The sequence below is a fragment of the Thalassolituus sp. UBA2009 genome (genome assembly GCF_002335285.1).
In the GTDB taxonomy this organism is placed as follows: Bacteria; Pseudomonadota; Gammaproteobacteria; order Pseudomonadales; family Oceanobacteraceae; genus Venatoribacter; species Venatoribacter alkanivorans.
Window position 1 is genome coordinate 53,160 of sequence record NZ_DDCJ01000064.1, and the last position, 19,210, is coordinate 72,369.

Below are 19,210 nucleotides of genomic sequence, written 5' to 3' on the forward strand. Positions count from 1 at the left end.
CACACTCTCAGCGCCTTGTCTGAAGAATTTTTATCCGATAACAGGCCTGTTTAATTAGTGTCAACAGGCCCTAGGCACTGATTTCATCTTGCAACCCAGAGAATGATTTATGATCACACTGCATCACCTGAACAACTCACGTTCACAGCGTATTATCTGGTTACTGGAAGAGCTGGGCGTTGACTACACCATCAAGCACTACGAACGTGATGCCAAAACATCACTGGCGCCCGCCAGCCTGAAAGCCATCCATCCACTGGGTAAATCACCGGTTATTACCGACGGTGACCAGACCATTGCTGAATCCGGGCTGATTATCGAATATTTAATCCGCACTTATGGCAAAGAACGCTTTCTGCCTGAAGAAGGCTCCGCCACCTACTGGCAATATCTTTACTGGCTGCACTATGCCGAAGGATCATTAATGCCACTGATGGTGATGTCATTGATTTTTAATAAAATCAAAACGGCTCCAATGCCATTTTTTATCAAACCCATTGCCCGCGGTATCGCCGACAAAGTCATGCAAAGCTATGTTGGTCCTAATGTGCAGAATAACCTGCGTTATATTGAGCAACATCTGGGCAGTAACTCCTGGTTCGCAGGAGAGCAGATGACCGGTGCCGATTTCCAGCTGATATTCCCTCTGGAAGCCGCTCTTAATCGTGGTAGCCAGGCATCTGAATATCCGAACATTGCCGCCTGGGTAAAGCGCGTTCACGCTTTACCAACCTACCAGACAGCACTGGAAAAAGGCGGCCCTTACGATTACGCCTGATAGCTGCAGCAAAACCTGACAGCCGCGGAGGCTCCGCCTTCCGGCTGTCATGCTTATCCGGGCGCCGCTATAATAAGCAGAGTTTTTTGCCCTGGAGTCTTTATGTCTGCTCTGCTGCGACAGCGTTTTCCCCGTCTTTACCGTCTTTTCAAACCTGGCCTTCTGACACTTCTGATTGCCGGTTGCGCAACCGTCGGCGTTGGCCTGAGCGCTGATGAACTTTTTGGTAAAACCGTTATTACCGATCGCAGAGCCGAAGCCAACAGCAGCCAGGCACGCCATTATCGCCAGGATATACGTCCGATTCTGGAAAACCGCTGCGTGGTTTGTCATGGCTGTTACGATGCGCCCTGCCAGCTTAAATTGTCATCCCCGGAAGGGATTATGCGCGGTGCCAATAAGACTCTGGTGTACGATGGTACCCGAATTATCGCCAGTGAACCCACCCGCCTCGGCATTGATGCACGAACCACCGAAGAATGGCGTAAGAAAGATTTTTTCCCGGTTATCAACGAGCGTTCACAAACGGCTGAAATTAATCTGCAGAACAGCGTTCTTTATCAGATGCTGACATTAAAAGCGAACAACCCGCTGCCTGCAGAAAAACTCCTCGACGACGATGATTTTGAGCTGGGTCTGAACCGCAGCCAGCAGTGTCCGACCCAGGAAGAATTTGCTGAATATGCTGATAAGCATCCACTGTGGGGAATGCCCTACGCATTACCGGCACTCAGTAATGATGAATATTCCAAACTTACCCAATGGCTGAAAGATGGCGCGGCTCTGGCAGCGGATCTTCCCCTGCCTGATGCGATACAGGCCGAAGTTGAACACTGGGAAGCTTTCCTGAATCAGGACAATTTAAAGCAACAACTGACCAGTCGCTATATTTACGAACATTTGTTTCTGGCCAGCCTGTATTTTTCTCCCGAGCCATTATTCCGCAATCAACAACCCATTAACCGGCCGGAATACTTTTTCAAGCTGGTGCGTTCGTCCACGCCACCAGGGTTGCCCATCAATCCGGTAGCAACACGCCGGCCTTACGATGACCCGCAGGTTAAGCGTGTTTATTACCGGCTACTGCGCGACAGCAGCAGCGTTGTTGCAAAAACCCATATGCCTTACCGCCTGAATAACGAACGTATGGACTGGATTAAGGCTCTGTTTATCGAGCCTGAATATAAGGTGGATTATCTGCCCGATTATAAACCGGAAACCGCAGCCAATCCGTTCATTGCTTTTTCTCAGCTACCGGTCAACGCCCGTTATCGTTTTATGTTGGAAGAATCCGAATACATCATCACCGGATTTATTAAAGGCCCGGTGTGCCGCGGACAGGTTGCCCTGAACGTCATCGACGACCATTTCTGGGTATTTTTTGTTGACCCGGAAATGCATAAAGACCCTGATTACAGTCAGTTTCTGATAGATCAAAGTGATCATCTGCGTTTACCCGGAGAGGCAGAAAGTAATTCCGGAATTATCACCAACTGGCTGCGTTACTCCAGCCTGCACAATGAATATCTGGATGCCAAGAATGCTGCTCTGGCAGAAAAATTTCCCGATGGTAATGCCGTTGATCTGAACCTGATCTGGCGTGGCAATAACAGCGTTTCCACCCGGAAAAAACAATCCTCATCCGGTGCGATACAGAATGCCAATGCAGCCTTAACAATTTTCCGTCATTTTGACAGCTCGACTGTCGTAAAAGGCATGGTAGGCCAGCACCCGAAAACGGCCTGGGTTATTAACTACTCATTACTGGAGCGAATCCACTATCTGCTGGTTGCTGAGTTTGATGTCTACGGCAACATCGGTCATCAGCTGATGACCCGTCTGTATATGGATTTTCTGCGTATGGAAGGAGAATCTAATTTCCTAGCTCTGCTGCCACAGGAAGAACGCGTACGCCTGGCAAACTACTGGTATCGCGATGCCTCCGATAGTGTAAAACAACATCTGGTCAGTTATGAGAAACACATCCTCAACGATCCGGCGATTACCTATCACAGCCAGAACCCACAGGCCGAGTTGTATGAAAAACTGCGCCAGCACCTGCAGCCGGTACTGGAAGATAAGTACAATCTTGCACGCCGGATTACCCCACAGGAGCTGAATATTCTCAGCCGTGCTAACCGGGTACAGGGGCAGGCCGCAACACTGATGCCGGAAATATCGTTATTGCTGGTTGAAAACATGCAGGGAAACAGTCAGGTATTTACACTGATCCGCAACAGCGGTCACAGTAACCTGACCGGATTGCTCTACGAAGAAGAAAACCGCCTGCCACAAGAGGATTATCTGACCCTGGTACCCGGAATTATCGGCTCCTATCCATCGGCGTATTATCGTGTCTCATCGTTCCGCCTGAATGATTTTGTCAGTGCAGTAACCGGACTGACAGATGAAGATGATTACGAAAAGCTGGCCGACCGTTTTTCCGTACGCCGAACTGACCCACAGTTCTGGACGCACAGCGATCAAATACATCAGTGGTACTTACGCAGTGATCCGCTGAATGCCGGGCTGCTGGATTATAACCGTCTGGAAAATCGCTAAGGTCTCTGCCACACCAGTCCTAGGCAAACAATAATCGTTGTTTGCTGTCGCTCGGTGTCAGACCCGACCAGCGCTTAAAGGCGCGGCGGAAATTGGTGGTGTCATTAAAATTAAGATAATGCGCCACCTGTTCGTTGGTCCAGCCATTAATGTGGAATAAATACAGGCACACATGCAGCCGTGCCTGATCCTGCAATTGCTGAAAATGGCAGTGGTGCTTTTGCAGTTTCCGTTTAAAAGTCGCCGGACTCATGGCAAAAGCCCGGGCAACCTCCGGCAAGCTCTGCGGTGTACGCAACTGCCGGGTTAAATAATGATACACCGCTTCATTAAATCCATTCGTGGCCTCTTCCCCGCCAATCAGTGGCTGCGCTTCACGCAAAGCAACCTGATAAGCCGTTGCCGAACCTCGCGGCCAGGCTTTTTCCAGCCAGTGTTTTTCAATCATCATCACATCCACACCGACCGAGAAATGCAGATCCGGCCCCAGATATACCTGATACTGCTCGTCCTGTGCCGGGCGCGCATAGCTGAAACCATAGCGCCAGGGTAAAGTTTCCTGTGCCAGCCAGCGACTCATGGCGGTTAATCCGGTCATTGCTGTTTCAACCATAAAGCGCCGCTCATCCTGCAGGCCGCAGGCATCCAGCCACTGCACATAACAATAACGTTCGTCCTGATAAATGCGGGGAGACAGCAGCGGTGATAAAAAATGCCGGAAGTCCACCAGTGCCTGCAGTGCTCTTGCCAGATCCGGGGCATTGGCCAGCAACTGACTGAATACGCCATAATGTCCGGGCCATAAACTGTCACCCCAGCGAAAACTTAAATCCTCTTCAGGCAGTAATTTCCGCCCGTTTATAATGAGCTGCTGTAATTGTGCGGGGGAAAGGTAATGATTGCCGGTCAGAATATCATCATAAAAAAGACCGCTGCCGCGCAGTATTTTATGGCTGGAAATATCGCGCGCCAGTAACAGGTCAATCAGCAGAGCCGGCTGATGATGAGCGGCGATAAACCGCTCGTCACGCTCATACCAGCGACCGCAATACATCGTCATGCAGCCAGAAAACAGCCATGCTGACGCTGTGCCGTCAGCAAGGCCTGATTAACCCGCTCAATACTCTGAGCAGGCTGATCGCCAGGGCGGCATTCGGTCAGGCCTATGCTGATGCGTTGATAGAGTGTTTCTCCCGTCTGGCTGTGTTTAAACGCAAAATGCTGTACCGCCAGCTCCAGCTCCTGCGCCAGTTGCAATGCGGCTTCACCTTGCGTTCCGGGTAACAGCAGGGCAAAGCGGTCGCCGGCATAACGGCAAATAAGATCGCTCTGACGCAGATTCAGCAACAGCAGTTCAGAAATCTCGCGTACCAGACGATCCCCTTCACGATGACCAAAACGACGGTTCACACTGCTGAAATCGTTAATATCAACCATCATCAGCGTCATCGGCCGGGTGCTGTTTAAATGCTGTTGTAATTGTTCTTTTAAATAATCGGCGCGCCCAAGCTGGGTCAGACCATCGATAAAACGATGTTCGCGGAATAACCGCTCACGTTTGGCCAGTTGACGATTAATCGACAGCTGCTCACTGTGCCAATGAAATAAGCCGTACGTCAGCAATGCAATACCAACGGGCATGGCAACCGATTCCAGCCAGGCGTCCCACCACTGCTCTGCAGGAATACGGATAAATTCATCCAGGTTATCCTGCCACATCGCCAGAAAAATAAACCCCAGCCCCAGCGTCAACAGATCAGTTACCCTGCCCGCCGGGCGGCTACCCAGAATCAACAGCATCCAGATGGCGACTGCCACTGCACTGCCCCCCTCACCCAGAACATCCAGCCAATCAATTTCACGCCAGTGTTTGGCATCACCGACCAATACCGACGCCACAACCGATGCCAACGCTAAACCAAAAACCAACAGTAATTTGCGCCGATGTAAAAACAACGTACTGAACATAAAAAATACCGGCCAATCAATAATGGCTGGCATAACTAGCAGGGCTTTATGACAAACGCATGACAATCCGGCATAAGGACGTTAATGCGGCACAAATCACCCCGGGGGTTAATTCAGCTCAGCACGGTGCAGCATTATTTGCGTTTTTACCGGCCGTTTTCTGCCTATCACAACCTGCGATTATTCCGGCGGCGCCCGCTCTGACCGGGGCTCAGCCATCCTGTAAACATCGACGCAAACCTTAACCCTGATCGGCTGTTACCCGGAGCTGACACCGTCTGCCGTTATCAGCCACAAGGGTTAAATCGGATCATTATCAGGCTGAAAGCCGCTGAAAACCGTCGTTTTATGCCGCATCACCGATTGGCTGTCACAGAACCGTCATACGCTCTTTCTACCGTCGCGCCACCTGCTGCCCGCCAGGATCTGTCGACAGGCCCTGGGCAGATATAAAAACGATCGATAAAGAACGACATGGAGACGAGCATGAATTTTTGCATTAAGCCACTGGCGGCGGTCATTGCCCTCAGCTGCGCGGCACTGGCCCAGGCCGATGGCAACCTCGAAGGCCGGGTCAGCGACACCCGCAATCAAACCGTATACAGCGGCGCCGTTATCCGTCTGGAAATGCCGGGCGATGCCAGCATGAACCGTGAAGTACTGGCCGCCAAAGGCGGACGCTTCCGGTTACCGCAGGTTCCGGCCGGCGATTACCTGTTAAGTACCGTGGTCGGTGGCAAGACCGTCGACAGCCGCACCATCACCATCCGCGATGGTGAAACCCTGACGGCCAATATTGTGCTGAATAATGCACAACAAGAGGTAGAAGAAATTCTGGTGATTGGCCAGGCAGCACAAATGCAGCGCGCCCTTGATCGCCAGCGTTACGCCGACAATATGATCAGCGTTATTAATGCCGATGCCATTGGTCAATTACCGGATGCCAACGCCGCTGAAGCCTTGCAGCGTGTGCCGGGTTTATCCATCGAACGTGATCAGGGCGAAGGCCGTTTTGTCCGTATCCGTGGCATCAGCTCCGATTTAAACAGCGTAACCGTTAACGGCACACAAATTCCGGCGCCGGAAGCCGGCAGTCGTTCGGTTGCCCTCGATGTAATTCCATCGAATCTGCTCAGTTCACTGGTGGTCACCAAAACCCTGACTCCGGATATGGATGCCAATGCCATTGGTGGCGCCGTTGAAATTAACAGTATTTCAGCACTCGACCGTGAAGGGGCATTTTATTCCGCCGCCACGCAGCTGAGCTATGACGAGCAAAGCGAACAAACCAACCCGGCTTATTCTGTTGCCGGTGGCAATACCTTTGATTTCGGTAACGACCGTCGTTTGGGGGTTGCTGCAGCACTGAGTTTTGATAACCGGAAATTCGGCTCAGATAACGTTGAAACCGGTGGCGCCTGGGATTTTGATAACGGCGCAAAACTCGAAGAGCTGGAACAGCGCGAATACAGCATCGAGCGTGAACGCTTAGGTGCCGCACTGAACCTGGATTACGAACATGGCGTTAATCACAGCTTTTATATGCACAACCTGTACAGCAAGTTCAGTGATAACGAACAGCGGGTTGCCAACGAAATTGAATTTTCCGATGCCATAGGTATGGGCGAAAGCAGTGATGCTGAAGTCGTCCGCTCGCTGAAAGATCGTGAAGAAACGCAAAAAATTGTTTCCTCAACCCTGGGCGCCAATCATTTTATCGGTGACTGGACCGTGGAATACAAAGTCGGCATCAGCAAAGCCTCAGAAGATGAACCCGACACCATCGCCGGCGCCGATTTTGTCAGCACCTCGGATATTACCGGGCTCAGCTTCAGCAACAGCCGTAAGCCACGTATTAATGCTCCTTCCGCTTTTTACGATCCGGCACAATATGAGCTGGATAAAATCGAGCGTACGCGCAGCTATACCGAAGATAAACAAACCATGGCGCAGCTGGATATCACCCGTGATTTCGATCTGGCGGATAATCCTGCACTGGTAAAATTTGGTGCCAAAACCAAAATGCGTGAAAAATCTCAGGATGCCGATACCTGGAAATATAAAGACCTGTCAGAAGACAGTTCTGTTTCTATGAGTGGTTTCGCCAGTGGAGAACGTGATTACAGCCTGGGACGTTTTGGGCCGGGAATTTCCAGCGCGAAAGTGCGCAGCTATATGGCAACCCTGGATCGTGCCGACGCATTCGATGATGAAGACTCCGTACTGGAAGACTACGACATCGACGAAGATATCAATGCCGGCTACCTGATGGGCCGTATAGATGCTGACGAACTGCGGGTAATTGCCGGTGTACGTTATGAGCAAACCAAAATCAGCGCACGCGGCAATGCCCTGAACCAGAGCGATGAACTGATCACCGTTAAAAAAGACAACGACTACAGCCATGTGCTGCCATCGGTACAGGCTCGCTGGCAGTTGGCCGACAGTACTCAGGTGCGGGCTGCCTGGACCAATGCCGTCGTTCGCCCAACCTTTGAACAGATGCGCCCGAACTTTACCGATGACGGCAGCGAAGCCGAACTGGGCAACCCGGATCTGAAAGCGCTGGAAGCCGCCAACTTTGACCTTGGCATCGAACATTTTATGGGCAGCGCCGGTACTCTGTCGGCCTTTGTATTCCGTAAAAAAATCGACAACTTTATTTATGAAACCGATCTGGCAGGCTCTGCCGGCTACGCTGCGTATGACGAGGTAATTACCTTCCGCAACGGTGATCAGGCCACGCTGAACGGTCTGGAACTGGCATTTTCCCACAAACTGGAAATGCTGCCGGCACCCTTTAATGGCTTATTGCTCGCCGCCAACACGACCTTTACCCGCTCAGATGCAACCGTATCGGCCTATGACAGCGGCACTCTGCTGAAACGTGATATCAGCCTGCCGAATCAATCAGACCTGACCGGTAACTTTATTATCGGTTACGAAAATGAGCGCCTGAGCATGCGTCTGGCGACCAACTATAAATCGGAATATCTGGCCGAAGTCGGCAATCTGGAAAACAGCAAAGGTGATGTTTACCAAAGCGCCCAGACCCAGCTCGATTTTAATGCCTCTTACAAAATGACCGAACAACTGAAACTCAGTTTTGAAGTCGCCAATATTACCGATGAACCGTATTACGCCTACGTCAATAAAGAACGCTACAACGCACAGTATGAAGACTACGGTCCGACCTACCGTGTAGGTATCAGCTACACCAGTTTCTGATTGTCAGAAGCCAGCCGGGCCTGTTATGGGTCCGGTTTTTTAATCTGCTGATTCATACCAACCTGCCGTTCACACCGATGCACAACGATATAAAGAGAAAGACTTAATTTATGACTATCCGTAACCTTAACCGCGCCCTGAGCACCGCCACCCTGTCGTTGCTGCTCGCCGCCTGTGCCAGTAACGACCTGTCTGAAAACACAGGTCATCAGCCCCGCCTGCCTTCTGCAACGCTGGCGGCAAGCCTTCTGCCGGTAAACGCCGCACAGGCTATTCTGATCAGCAGCGCAGGAGATACCACACAAAAATTCTGGCTCAGTACCGGAGCGGATAACGGTATCCAATTACAGGACAGCCACTTTACCCTATTGGATAAAAAAGACATTCAGGCTGAATTTATTGATCAGCGCCGTGATCAGCAAGGCACACTGTTTGTCAGTATCGATAAAGAAAATAACCGCCCGGTCAGCTATCGCATTAACAACCAGCGTATTACCGATCTGGCCTTTGGCCAGGCGCTGACCTACCCGGTTGAAGGTATCTGCCTGTATCAACCAGCCGGATCGCCACTGCAGTTATTTGTACTCGACGAGCAACAGATGGCGCACCAGCTGTTAATTAAAAGCGACGGTAAGGTGTTAATTCAGCAGGAAATCCGCCGCTTCCCGTTGCCTCCCAACAGCGAATATTGTGTAGCCGATGATGTCAGCGGTCAGCTGTTTGTCAGCGAAGAAAATGTTGGCGTCTGGGCCTATAACGCCCGCGCCGAAAGTGAAGTCAGCCGTCAGGCCGTTGATTTGGTGCAGCCGTGGGGCCAGCTGCACAGCAACAGCGGTCCGTTAGCCATCAGCCAGGGACAACTGTTTATTGCCGAGCTGGGTCACAATATTCTGCACCACTATCCTTTACCACAGGCAGGCAGCACGCAGGCAACGGGCGCAGGCCGCGCAGTTACTCTTGACCAGTCACTGGCCGCTGACAGCCTGCGTACCGCCATTAACAGCGATGGTACAACCCGTCTGATTATTCTGGATGATAACAGCAGCCAGTTATTCAGCAGCAATATTCACCTGCCACAACAGGCACGTAATCAGGAAAATATCCCGGAAATTGCTGCCCATACAGAAACAACACCGGTACGGAAAACCGGCGATGCTGCCGACGATCCGGCTATCTGGGTAAATACTCACACACCGGAAAAAAGCCGCATTTTAGGCACCAATAAAAAATTCGGTCTTTATGTTTATGATCTTAATGGTCAGGAGCTGCAGGAACTGCAGGCCGGGCGGGTTAATAATGTCGATGTACGCCAGGGTTTTACCTTTAAAAACCAGCCAGCGGATATTGCCGCAGCCAGCCAGCGTGACCGCCAGGCCATTGCATTATTTCATATTGATCCGTTAAGCGGACATGTCAGTGCCACCACTGAAATTATCACCACTCTGGATAATGTCTACGGCCTGTGCATGTACAAAAACCTTAAAGAACAGTTTTTTGTTTTTATTAACGATGAAGACGGGCGCTTCGAGCAATATGAAATTACCGACTCAGCCAATGGCTGGAGTGGCAACAAAGTGCGTGAATTCCGCGTCAATTCCCAACCGGAAGGCTGTGCCGCTGATGATACAAAGCAGCAGTTATTCCTGGGTGAGGAAGATGCCGCTATCTGGACCATTGGTGCTGAAGCTGACGCCGGAGAAAGGCTCACTCAGGTCGCAGCAGCCTCCGACATTCTGGTCGCCGATATTGAAGGTATGGATATTTACCGTACCGAAAAAGAAGCCTATCTGGTAGTTTCCAGCCAGGGTAACGACAGCTATGTACTTTATCAGGCCGAAGCACCCTATGAATATATTGGCCGCTTCCGCGTGGGTATTAACGATGAAAAAGGCATTGATGGTGCCTCAGAAACCGATGGTTTAACGGTTACCGCAGCCAATCTGGGCACCGAATATCCGCAGGGCATGTTAGTTGTGCAGGATGGCCGTAACTTTCTGCCGGAAGAAAATCAGAATTTTAAATATGTAAACTGGCAGGATATTCAGACGCTGATTCAGCCTGTACTCAAACCATAACCGCACACTGTAAAAAAAGCGGGCCTGATTACAGGCCCGCTTTTTTTATACCAGCCTGCGCCGGTTAGTCAGCGTCATAAGCAGTGCCAGAGACAACAGCCAGAAGAGACTCAACGCCCCACCACTGTTCTTGCCTGATGAGTTATTGCCGGCAGCCGTACTGTTCTTTTCAATACGATACGTTGCCTGTAACAGCTCCGAAGTATTACCCTCAGCATCAACGGCAATTGCTTTAAGCTGTGCGGATTCAGTCAACAGCACTGTACCACCATTATTCAGCACACTGCCGGTATTGATATCCGGGCTGCTGCCGTCCAGCGTATAACGGATACTGACATCCTCGCTGGCACTGTTGATGGTGATCGTTTGGGCAGCAGAGTAAGTTCCTGCCGGAATATTAAACACCGGTGTGGCGACAAAAATAACCGCCGGTTCCACCGCGCTGAAATGTACCGCAACCGAACAATCTGCCTGCAGTGTGCTGATCGTATAGCTGTTACCGGATAATTCCCCGTCACAGCCGCTGACCGTCGTTAACTGATATCCGTCATCCGCATTGATACTGAGGCTGACATCCGCTCCCTCGGCGACGGTTATCAGTGCAGGGCTTACCGTACCGCCTCCGGTCACAATACTGGTAACGGTATACATAACCGCTTCAAAGACAGCCGTTACCGAACAGTCTGCCGTTACCGCTGCAATGCGGTATACGCTGCCGGTTAATTCTCCGCCACAGCCTTCAATGCGGCTTAGCTGGAAACCTGCATCAGGGATCGTGGTAAGCTCCAGCGCCCCACCTTCAATCACCCGCGGATTGGCCGGCGTAATACTGCCGTTACCGCTGATCAGTGTGCTGACCTGATAAGTAATAGGTTCAAAGACAGCTGTTACCGAACAGTCTGCCGTTAGTGCAGCAATATTATAGTTATTGCCGGTTAACTCTCCGTTACAACCAACGATACTGCTTAAACGGGAACCAGGTTCAGCCTTAACAGCCAGACTGACAGCACTGCCCTGAACCGCTGTCACATTCGCTGGTGTAAGACTGCCATGCCCGGTCACTACGGTGGTGACAGTGAACATGACAGGCTCGAATACAGCCGTTACTGTACAGTCTGTAGTTACCACGGCAATGCGGTAATTATTACCGGTTAATTCTCCGCCACAGCCTTCAATATGGCTTAAATAAAAACCCGCTCCTGCGGTAACCGTCAGTTCAGCAGCCTCACCTTCGACAACGGTTACACTTTCTGGTGTGATAAATCCGTCACCCGTCACAACAGCGGTTACAGTGAACATGATCGGTTCAAATACCGCCTTTATCGAACAATCTGCCGTTACCGCTGCAATACGGTAATTATTACCGGTTAATTCTCCGCCACAGCCTTCAATGCGGCTTAGCCGGAAACCTGCGTCAGGGGTTACGGTAAGCTCAAGCGCCTCACCTTCAATCACCCGCGGATCAACCGGCGTAATACTGCCGTCAGCACTGACCATAGTGCTGACCTGATAGGTAATGCGTTCAAATACAGCATTGACTGTACAGTCAGCAGACAGATTATTAATACGATAAATATCCCCATACAAAGAGCCATCACAACCACCGATACTGGCAACCCGGTAGCCAGGCTCCGCCGTCACTGTTAATTGCAGATTACTGCCTTCCTGTGCAATTTTCTGCGCCGGAGTGAGCGCCCCCTGACCTTCTGACCGGGTATTAACCGTATAAAGAATCGCCGCCATCTGAGCGATGACAATGCAATCAGAGGCAATATTATTAATCTGATAAAGATTGCCGGTTAATTCCCCATCGCAGCCCATCACATTCTGAATACGATAATGAGCATCCGGTACAACGGTCAGCGTAGTATTGCCCCCCTGCACCAGTGAGGTGGTAGCCGGAGATACTTTTCCGCTTCTGATTGCCGGAGCCGTAATATCATAAAAGGTCGGAGATAATATCAGCTGTCGCTGGTAAGCCTGCGCCCAGTTAACGCCGTCGTCGGATACCCAGATATCTTTTTCTGGACCATTGGTTGGTGTTCTGCCAGCAATTTTCCACATCCTTTTCTGACCGGTCAGAGGGTCCGTAAATACTTCCAGCCCATAACGGCTGGCAAATACAAATGCTCCCCGCTCAAGCCGCTTCTGCCAGTTTTCGCCATCCGCAGACGACCAGATATCGCCCAGAGTAGTCCCCATAAAGAAACCACCCATCAGCCAGATTTTTTCAATACCATCCACCGGATCGGTAAAAATGGCGGTCTGGTGATGAGTTCTGCGAGAAAACGGGCTGGTCTCTCTTACCTGAACCCAGTTAACACCATCCGTTGATGACCAGATATCATGCCTGTAGTCGTCAATTCTGTCGGCCCCACCCGTACCACCACCGATCAACCAGAGTTTCTTTTCATGAGTGACCGGATCAGGAAAAACAACCACCTGATGGGATAATCGTGGCGGGAATGCAGCACTGCTGGTTTCTTCGACCCAGTTTCTGCCATCGACAGACGACCAGACATCGTTAAGGACGCCGAAAAAATGCACACCAACCTGCAAATAATTAAAACCACCACCAATCAGCCACAGTTTATCTTTGCCCGTTACCGGATCAGGAAAAACAACCAGCTGGGTCTGATCACGGCGCTGGAAACGTTCCGAGGCCGGGTCTGTAGGATAAGCCTGAGTCCAGTTAACACCATCCGCTGACGACCAGATATCATTAAAAGGAATTCCGTCCCAGGTCATACCGGCTGTCAGCCACAATGTTTCCTCGCCGGTTGCAGGATCGGGAAAAGAGACAACCGAATGTCCGGCGCGCCCTCTGAAGGCAGCATGGGCGGTTTCCAGCACCCAGGACACGCCATCGCTGGATGACCAGACATCATTGTCAAAAGTACTGCGGGTACGGCCACCAATAACCCATATTTTATTTTTAAACTTCACCGTTGCATGGCCAAAGCGCACCGGCATTGCGGTCAGATGCTCTCCGGCCGTCACACCAATCTGATCACTGAAAAAACTGCCTTGCTGGAAACGGTAATAACCGGTCTGATTTAACTGCGCAGCGGTGTCGGTAATAATATTACTGTTGCTACCATTACGGCTGAAAATATCCATCTGCCCGGAACTGCAGGCAGCATAATTTTCACTGTCACAATCGTTGTTACTGCTACGGTAAAACTTCAGCCCATCAATAATATCTGCACCCGCCGAATTATCACTGAGGCGGACAGCGGTCGAATCGGTACCAATAAACGCTGTCAGTGTCAGATTTTTTTCTACCACTTTTTCAGCATAAACAGGAAAAGACGCAAGCAGAAACGTGGTCAAACACATAACTGCAGCAAGAAATAAAGAGGTGGGCCTGTGCTCAGGCAAACAAAAGGCGCTCATATCACAGGTCTCATCAGAATAATTCCTGACAATAAGCGAATACTGACACAAGCTATACTGGCCAAAAGATTGAAAGATGTAACCAGAATGGATGAAACATCGGGCAAGCCTCTTACACTGACCGCCGCGATACCCTACCGGCGGTCAGTTGGCAGGCTGAAAAATCAGCGGTAAATTTTCTCCGCCCACTCCGTCAGGCCCGATGCCACGCTGCCGAAATGATCACCGTCCAGTAATGCAATATTGCCAAACACCCGGGCAACGGCCTCACGGATAACCGGCGAACGGGCACTGCCGCCAGTCACAAAAATAAGATCCGGCTGTACGCCGGCCTGAGCAACCGCTTCCTGCATTAACGCCATAATACGCTGCAGCGGACGTTCGATCGCTTGTTCAAGCTCTGTGCGCTGAATATGGGTGTTCAGCCCGGTTTCAATATAATCCAGTGCCACACAGGTGTTATCGCTGTCGGATAAGGCAATTTTGGCATTTTCTGCGCTGCGCACCAGTTGCTGATTCTGCTTGTTATCACGCAGGCGGATTAACCGGGCAATTAATTCCGGCTGTAAACAATCACGCTGCAATTGCTCAAGGTAGAGTCCGGTGTCGAGGCTGCTGAAACGGCCAAGAGCGCCGACATCGTTGGTGCATACGGCATCGAGAAAGGTTTTGGTGGGCATGGGCTTGCCGCTTTTTAATGGCGCGGTCATGCCGAACAGTGGCATCAGCTGTTTACCCGCCAGCTGAATATCCAGATCGTTACCGCCGACCCGCTCACCACTGTGACCGAGAAAATCCGCTTTGCGCTCGCTGCGCCCGCGGTGATCTGGCCCCATGCGCACCATGGCACAATCGGACGTACCACCACCGATATCAACCACCAGCACGGTTTTATTATCAGCAAGATTGCGTTCAAAACTTAAGCCTGCAGCGATTGGCTCGTATAAAAATTCAACCTGCTGAAAACCACTGCGTTTGGCTGCGGCGGTTAAAATAGCCAGCGCCTGCTGGTTGCTTTGTTCTGCGCTGTTATCGCTGATGCGTGAGCCCTGAAAATTAACCGGCCGGCCAATTACGGTGTGGGTCAGTGTTTTTCCGCAAGCCTGCTCAGCACGCTGTTTTACCGTCTGCATCATAGCGGTGACGATATCTTCAAAAAAATGCACAAATTCCGGCCGTAAGCCGCTGGCCCCTAAAAAGGATTTCGGCGACTTAACAAAGTAGCCCTCTTCCGGATCGGCAAAATAATGAGCAAAGGCCTGATGACCAACAAACATAACCTGCTCATCGTTGCTTAACTCCAGCTCACGGCGGGCCCGCAGTGCCTGCTGTAACGGCACTTTACGGCTGAGCAGGAAATCATCACGCAACGTACCGGCAGGCAGCCCCAGTCCAACCTGCTCGCAGATTAATTCGCGTGCCAGTGCATAGAGTGCCGATGGCATAAAGGTTTTTTCGCCGTCGACCGGCAGCAGATTGACACTCCCCTGTGCCATTACACCGATGGCACAGTTGGATGTGCCATAGTCAAAACCACAGATCATAAAAAACCCCGCTGCAAAAAAGCGGCGCAAGGTAGCACAGGGCGGAGAGGAAAAGGAAGGACGTCGGAGAATGGCTGCCGCTAAAGACAGCCACAAAAATCAGCGGCGCTGACGCCAGGCACTGTAGCGGGCATGCACACCGCGGGTCAGCATGCTGGAATAGCTTTCCAGAATATCGACGCCGACCAGAATCGCGACCACCAGCAACGCCAGCTTAATACCCACCAGCGGGCTGGCCACCGCCACGCAGATACCGATGGAAGCCAGCGCCCAGATGGTCGCCGCCGAGGTCACGCCCAGCACCATACCGTCTTTGGCCAGCATGACTCCGGCGCCGAGAAAACCAACACCGGTTACCACCTGGCCGATAATACGCGAGGCATCGGTCGCATCGGTGGTGACCGCCTGTGATAAAGCAATAAACACATAGGTGCCAAGTACAATCAGCGATGAGGTGCGGATGCCCACCGGCTTGCCCCGCAGCTGGCGTTCAAGGCCAACAATGGAGCCACACAGTAAACAGGCGGCAATTGCCGGCCAGCTCAGCGGATCAACACTCAGAAATTCAGTCAGCATCATCGATAACCTCCGTTATTAACCACGAGTTTAGCAGCGCTGATTGTGAAGAGAAAAGCGGGAGACAGGTTGTTTCTGCAAGCATTACTCCCGGCTACAAAACCGCTATAGGATCGCCCGCCTGAAATCCGTACAATAGAGCGTTCATTCTTCCTACCGGATACCGCCATGAACGATCAGGTCAATTACCAGAACAACCCGCTGCACGGGGTCAGTTTAAAAAATCTGCTGATTGAACTTGTTGATCATTATGGCTTTGAAATCCTGCATGCGTATCTGAATATCAACTGCTTTAAAACCAAACCCAGCATTGAATCCAGCGTAAAATTCCTGAAAAAAACCGACTGGGCGCGGGAAAAAGTAGAAGCCTTTTATCTGTATCAGTTTAAAAGCCTGCCGCGGGCAATGGGTAAGCAGTTTTTTCTGCCACCCCGTGACCGCATTATTCCGGCCGACCAGACTCCGGGCGAACCTGCCGTACTGAGCCTGGAAGACGCCGAGCGCATGCGGGCCAAACAGGCAGAAAAAACAGCGGCCTTTGGCCGTGGCGGACGTCCGCAGCGTTCAGGTCAACGCCCGGGTCAGCGTTCCGGGCAACAAACCTCAGGGCGCCCTGCCGCCCACTCTGAACAGCGCCCTGCCGCCCGCTCTGAACAGCGCCCGTCCAGACACAACCAAAGCACTGAAGCCGCAGAAAAACGTGATAAGCCAGCGTCCGGCACCAAGGTTGATCCCTGGGCCAAAGCGCGGAATTCAACCGATTGATCCGCCCGGTAGTCTGAGCAGAATCATAATCATGACATAGCCAAAGCCGATACTGGCTGGCAGAAAACCGATGCATACACCCAGTTTTCCCCAGAACGTATCGCTGTGGCCCGCATTCGGCCAGATTGCTTTCACCAGAAAGCCAAACGGGTTGTACAGAACCCCGATACAAAGCAGCACAATAATCGTATCCGGCAAATCAATAGCCAGCTGTATTACCGCAAAATAGCTGAACCCCAGCAGCGCCGTCATAATCGTATAATCCACATGAGAACGGATCAGGTTATGCGGTGCCGGAAACAGACGTTTCAACGGTTTTACTTTGACATACACAATCAGCGTTGCGATCCAGGCTTCAACCAGTGATATGAGCAACGCAAGTGCGGCCGTTACCAATAGCCAGGAAACAGACACCGTACTCAGGTCAACAGCCTGAGCACGGCCTATCATCAGTTCAGACATTGTATTTTCCATCCAAATTAAACAGATAGCGTCAGCAGCACTGGCTCAGCGCGCGCGCAGAATATTGTGCCGATACCAGCGGCGTCCCAACATGCCATGAAAATGCCAGGACAACGCCGGAACCACTCCCCGCGAGCGTAACCAGATATGTTCAGGAAGCGGATCAGGCGGGGTCAGAGCCTGTAAACAGACATCGGCAACCACCACTCCCGGCCCCTGCTGATAGCTGCGACTGGCAATAACATTGCCCTGAGCATCAATAACGGCGGCCTGCCCTTCCAGATGGCCGTGATAAGAGAGCGGCAACCCGGGCATACGGCAACGGAAGGTATTACAGTGTGACGCGTGAATAACCGGCGCTCCCACCAAACGCGCCGTATCCTGTACAGCTTGCAAAGCATTCTTGCGGTTGCCGGACTCAAGCCAGGCATACAATAACGGCCAGTTTTGCGGAATACTCCACCAGTGCGAGCCGCCCATAATAACGTCTACCCTGGTGCGTAAACGCCGTGCAGTTGCTGTGCGCATAAATTCCCAACACACAGCAGCGCCAACACGGACGCCGTTGATTTGGCCCAGCTCACCGCTGTCCGTTTCTGCGCCGCCTTCATAGAAGGCGTTTTCCCACATCGTGGGGTAATCCTTGTCGTGGTAACCAAGCCGCTCTCCCCGGTTAAAACACAGGTAACGGTTACGCACATGACCATCCGCCAGACGACAAAGAAATGATCCACCCAGTACAACACCGTGCTGAGCTGACAGGCGTTGTAAAAAATGTGCAGCCGGGCCATTTTCATCTTCAATCGCGGCGGCCAGAGCAGGGTCCCAGGCAATGCCGGTATTAAAAAATTCCGGCAACGCAATCCATTCGGCTCCGTCCCTGCAGGCTTCCGCAACCAGCTCTTCACAATGTGCAAGATTGCGCTGGGTATCACCGATACGGGTATCGGTCTGCAAAGCAGCAACACGTATTTTGGGGGCAATGTTCACGATCAAGACTCCCGGTTCCTGTTATTATTTTTTGTGTTACTTTATGCAGCACAATGCGTTGAAGCTTAACAGCGCCCGGCGTTTATAACTTGTAAGTTTAGGCTACGCTAACGATGAACAGCATTCTGCACATACGCCCGCAACAGGCGGTGTATCTCGGTAATTTCGGTTTAACAACAGAGCACCGGCATGGCGCTCTGGTATTACTGCTGGGACTGTCAGGACATTTTAATGTTCAGCTTCGTGGCCAGACGATGGTTCGCTGCCGCAGCGCTTTAATCGATGCAGGTACTGCTCATATTGTTGACTGCCAAAGTGAGGATATGGCCACGCTGTATTTTGAGGTCAATTCACTGCAGGGAAGAACATTACGCGCAAATTTTTTACGTAATGATGCCGCTGTTTTTGATATTGCCAACCTGGATCAGTGTCGCAAAGGGTTTGAACAACGGGCATTAAATGCTGATTTATCGGCACTTATCCGCTATTCCCTGAAGGCAGACATTAACAGCTACGACCGCAGAGTGGCGTCATGTATTCAACTGATGCAACAGAAAGATGAATACCCCTGGCGACAGGATGAATTATCCGCCCGGATTGGCTTATCGAATTCGCGTCTGAACCATTTATTTAAACAACATACCGGTATTTCGTTCCGGCATTTCAGCCTGTGGTCAAGGCTGGCTATTTTTATGCGCGATGTGCATAACACCCGCAACATTACCCACTCAGCACTGAACAGCGGTTTCAGTGACAGCGCTCACCTGAGTAATTCTTACAAAAAAATATTTGGCATCCGCCCTTCTGCCATTCTTTCGGGGCTGAAAGAATTTCATCTTTATTCCTAGGGCCTGTCGACACTAATT

13 protein-coding genes are annotated in these 19,210 nt (G+C 51.3%); 6 read left to right on the forward strand and 7 right to left on the reverse strand.

Going from position 1 to position 19,210, the window contains the following annotated elements:
• The first annotated feature begins 109 nt into the window (after window positions 1-109).
• Both B3P58_RS07490 and B3P58_RS07495 read left to right on the forward strand, forming a co-directional pair.
• Window positions 110-778, forward strand: coding sequence for a glutathione S-transferase (locus B3P58_RS07490; RefSeq protein ID WP_145470138.1), 669 nt, complete (start codon window positions 110-112; stop codon window positions 776-778).
• Between the two features lie 102 nt (window positions 779-880).
• On the forward strand, window positions 881-3,340 hold the full coding sequence (locus B3P58_RS07495) for a fatty acid cis/trans isomerase (RefSeq protein WP_286716752.1): 2,460 nt from the start codon (window positions 881-883) through the stop codon (window positions 3,338-3,340).
• Between the two features lie 19 nt (window positions 3,341-3,359).
• On the opposite strand, the gene B3P58_RS07500 is transcribed toward B3P58_RS07495, so the two are convergent.
• On the reverse strand, window positions 3,360-4,400 hold the full coding sequence (locus B3P58_RS07500; protein WP_286716754.1) for an AraC family transcriptional regulator: 1,041 nt from the start codon (window positions 4,398-4,400) through the stop codon (window positions 3,360-3,362).
• The gene (locus tag B3P58_RS07505; RefSeq protein ID WP_145470132.1) at window positions 4,397-5,308 is read right to left on the reverse strand and encodes a GGDEF domain-containing protein; all 912 of its coding nucleotides are present in this window, start codon (window positions 5,306-5,308) and stop codon (window positions 4,397-4,399) included. Before B3P58_RS07505 ends, B3P58_RS07500 begins: the two co-directional genes overlap by 4 nt.
• A 486-nt stretch (window positions 5,309-5,794) precedes the next feature.
• On the opposite strand from B3P58_RS07505, the gene B3P58_RS07510 reads away from it, so the two are divergent.
• Both B3P58_RS07510 and B3P58_RS07515 read left to right on the forward strand, forming a co-directional pair.
• Window positions 5,795-8,536: a TonB-dependent receptor gene (locus B3P58_RS07510; protein ID WP_286716757.1), complete on the forward strand. Its 2,742-nt coding sequence runs from the start codon at window positions 5,795-5,797 to the stop codon at window positions 8,534-8,536.
• Between the two features lie 110 nt (window positions 8,537-8,646).
• The gene (locus B3P58_RS07515) at window positions 8,647-10,611 is read left to right on the forward strand and encodes a phytase (RefSeq protein ID WP_286716759.1); all 1,965 of its coding nucleotides are present in this window, start codon (window positions 8,647-8,649) and stop codon (window positions 10,609-10,611) included.
• A gap of 45 nt (window positions 10,612-10,656) precedes the next feature.
• On the opposite strand, the gene B3P58_RS07520 is transcribed toward B3P58_RS07515, so the two are convergent.
• From B3P58_RS07520 to B3P58_RS07530, 3 genes are all read right to left on the reverse strand, one after another.
• Window positions 10,657-13,944, reverse strand: coding sequence for an InlB B-repeat-containing protein (locus B3P58_RS07520; protein WP_286716760.1), 3,288 nt, complete (start codon window positions 13,942-13,944; stop codon window positions 10,657-10,659).
• Window positions 13,945-14,171: 227 nt separating this feature from the next.
• The gene (yegD, locus tag B3P58_RS07525) at window positions 14,172-15,551 is read right to left on the reverse strand and encodes a molecular chaperone (RefSeq protein WP_230332496.1); all 1,380 of its coding nucleotides are present in this window, start codon (window positions 15,549-15,551) and stop codon (window positions 14,172-14,174) included.
• A 99-nt stretch (window positions 15,552-15,650) separates the two neighbouring features.
• Entirely contained in the window at window positions 15,651-16,130 is a 480-nt protein-coding gene (locus B3P58_RS07530) for an MgtC/SapB family protein (protein WP_230332497.1), read from the reverse strand.
• Window positions 16,131-16,295: 165 nt separating this feature from the next.
• Here B3P58_RS07530 and B3P58_RS07535 point away from each other — a divergent pair, with 165 nt between their 5' ends.
• Window positions 16,296-16,892: a VF530 family DNA-binding protein gene (locus B3P58_RS07535; RefSeq protein ID WP_230332498.1), complete on the forward strand. Its 597-nt coding sequence runs from the start codon at window positions 16,296-16,298 to the stop codon at window positions 16,890-16,892.
• Here the strand turns inward: B3P58_RS07535 and B3P58_RS07540 are convergent.
• Both B3P58_RS07540 and B3P58_RS07545 read right to left on the reverse strand, forming a co-directional pair.
• Window positions 16,881-17,354 (reverse strand): hypothetical protein, encoded by a 474-nt coding sequence (locus tag B3P58_RS07540; RefSeq protein WP_145470118.1) that lies wholly within the window; start codon window positions 17,352-17,354, stop codon window positions 16,881-16,883. The genes B3P58_RS07535 and B3P58_RS07540 overlap by 12 nt on opposite strands.
• A 45-nt stretch (window positions 17,355-17,399) precedes the next feature.
• Window positions 17,400-18,344, reverse strand: a complete 945-nt coding sequence (locus tag B3P58_RS07545; RefSeq protein ID WP_230332499.1) for a carbon-nitrogen hydrolase family protein — start codon at window positions 18,342-18,344, stop codon at window positions 17,400-17,402.
• A gap of 113 nt (window positions 18,345-18,457) precedes the next feature.
• Between B3P58_RS07545 and B3P58_RS07550 the strand changes: the two genes are divergently transcribed.
• Window positions 18,458-19,192 (forward strand): helix-turn-helix transcriptional regulator, encoded by a 735-nt coding sequence (locus tag B3P58_RS07550; RefSeq protein ID WP_230332500.1) that lies wholly within the window; start codon window positions 18,458-18,460, stop codon window positions 19,190-19,192.
• Window positions 19,193-19,210 lie beyond the last annotated feature (18 nt).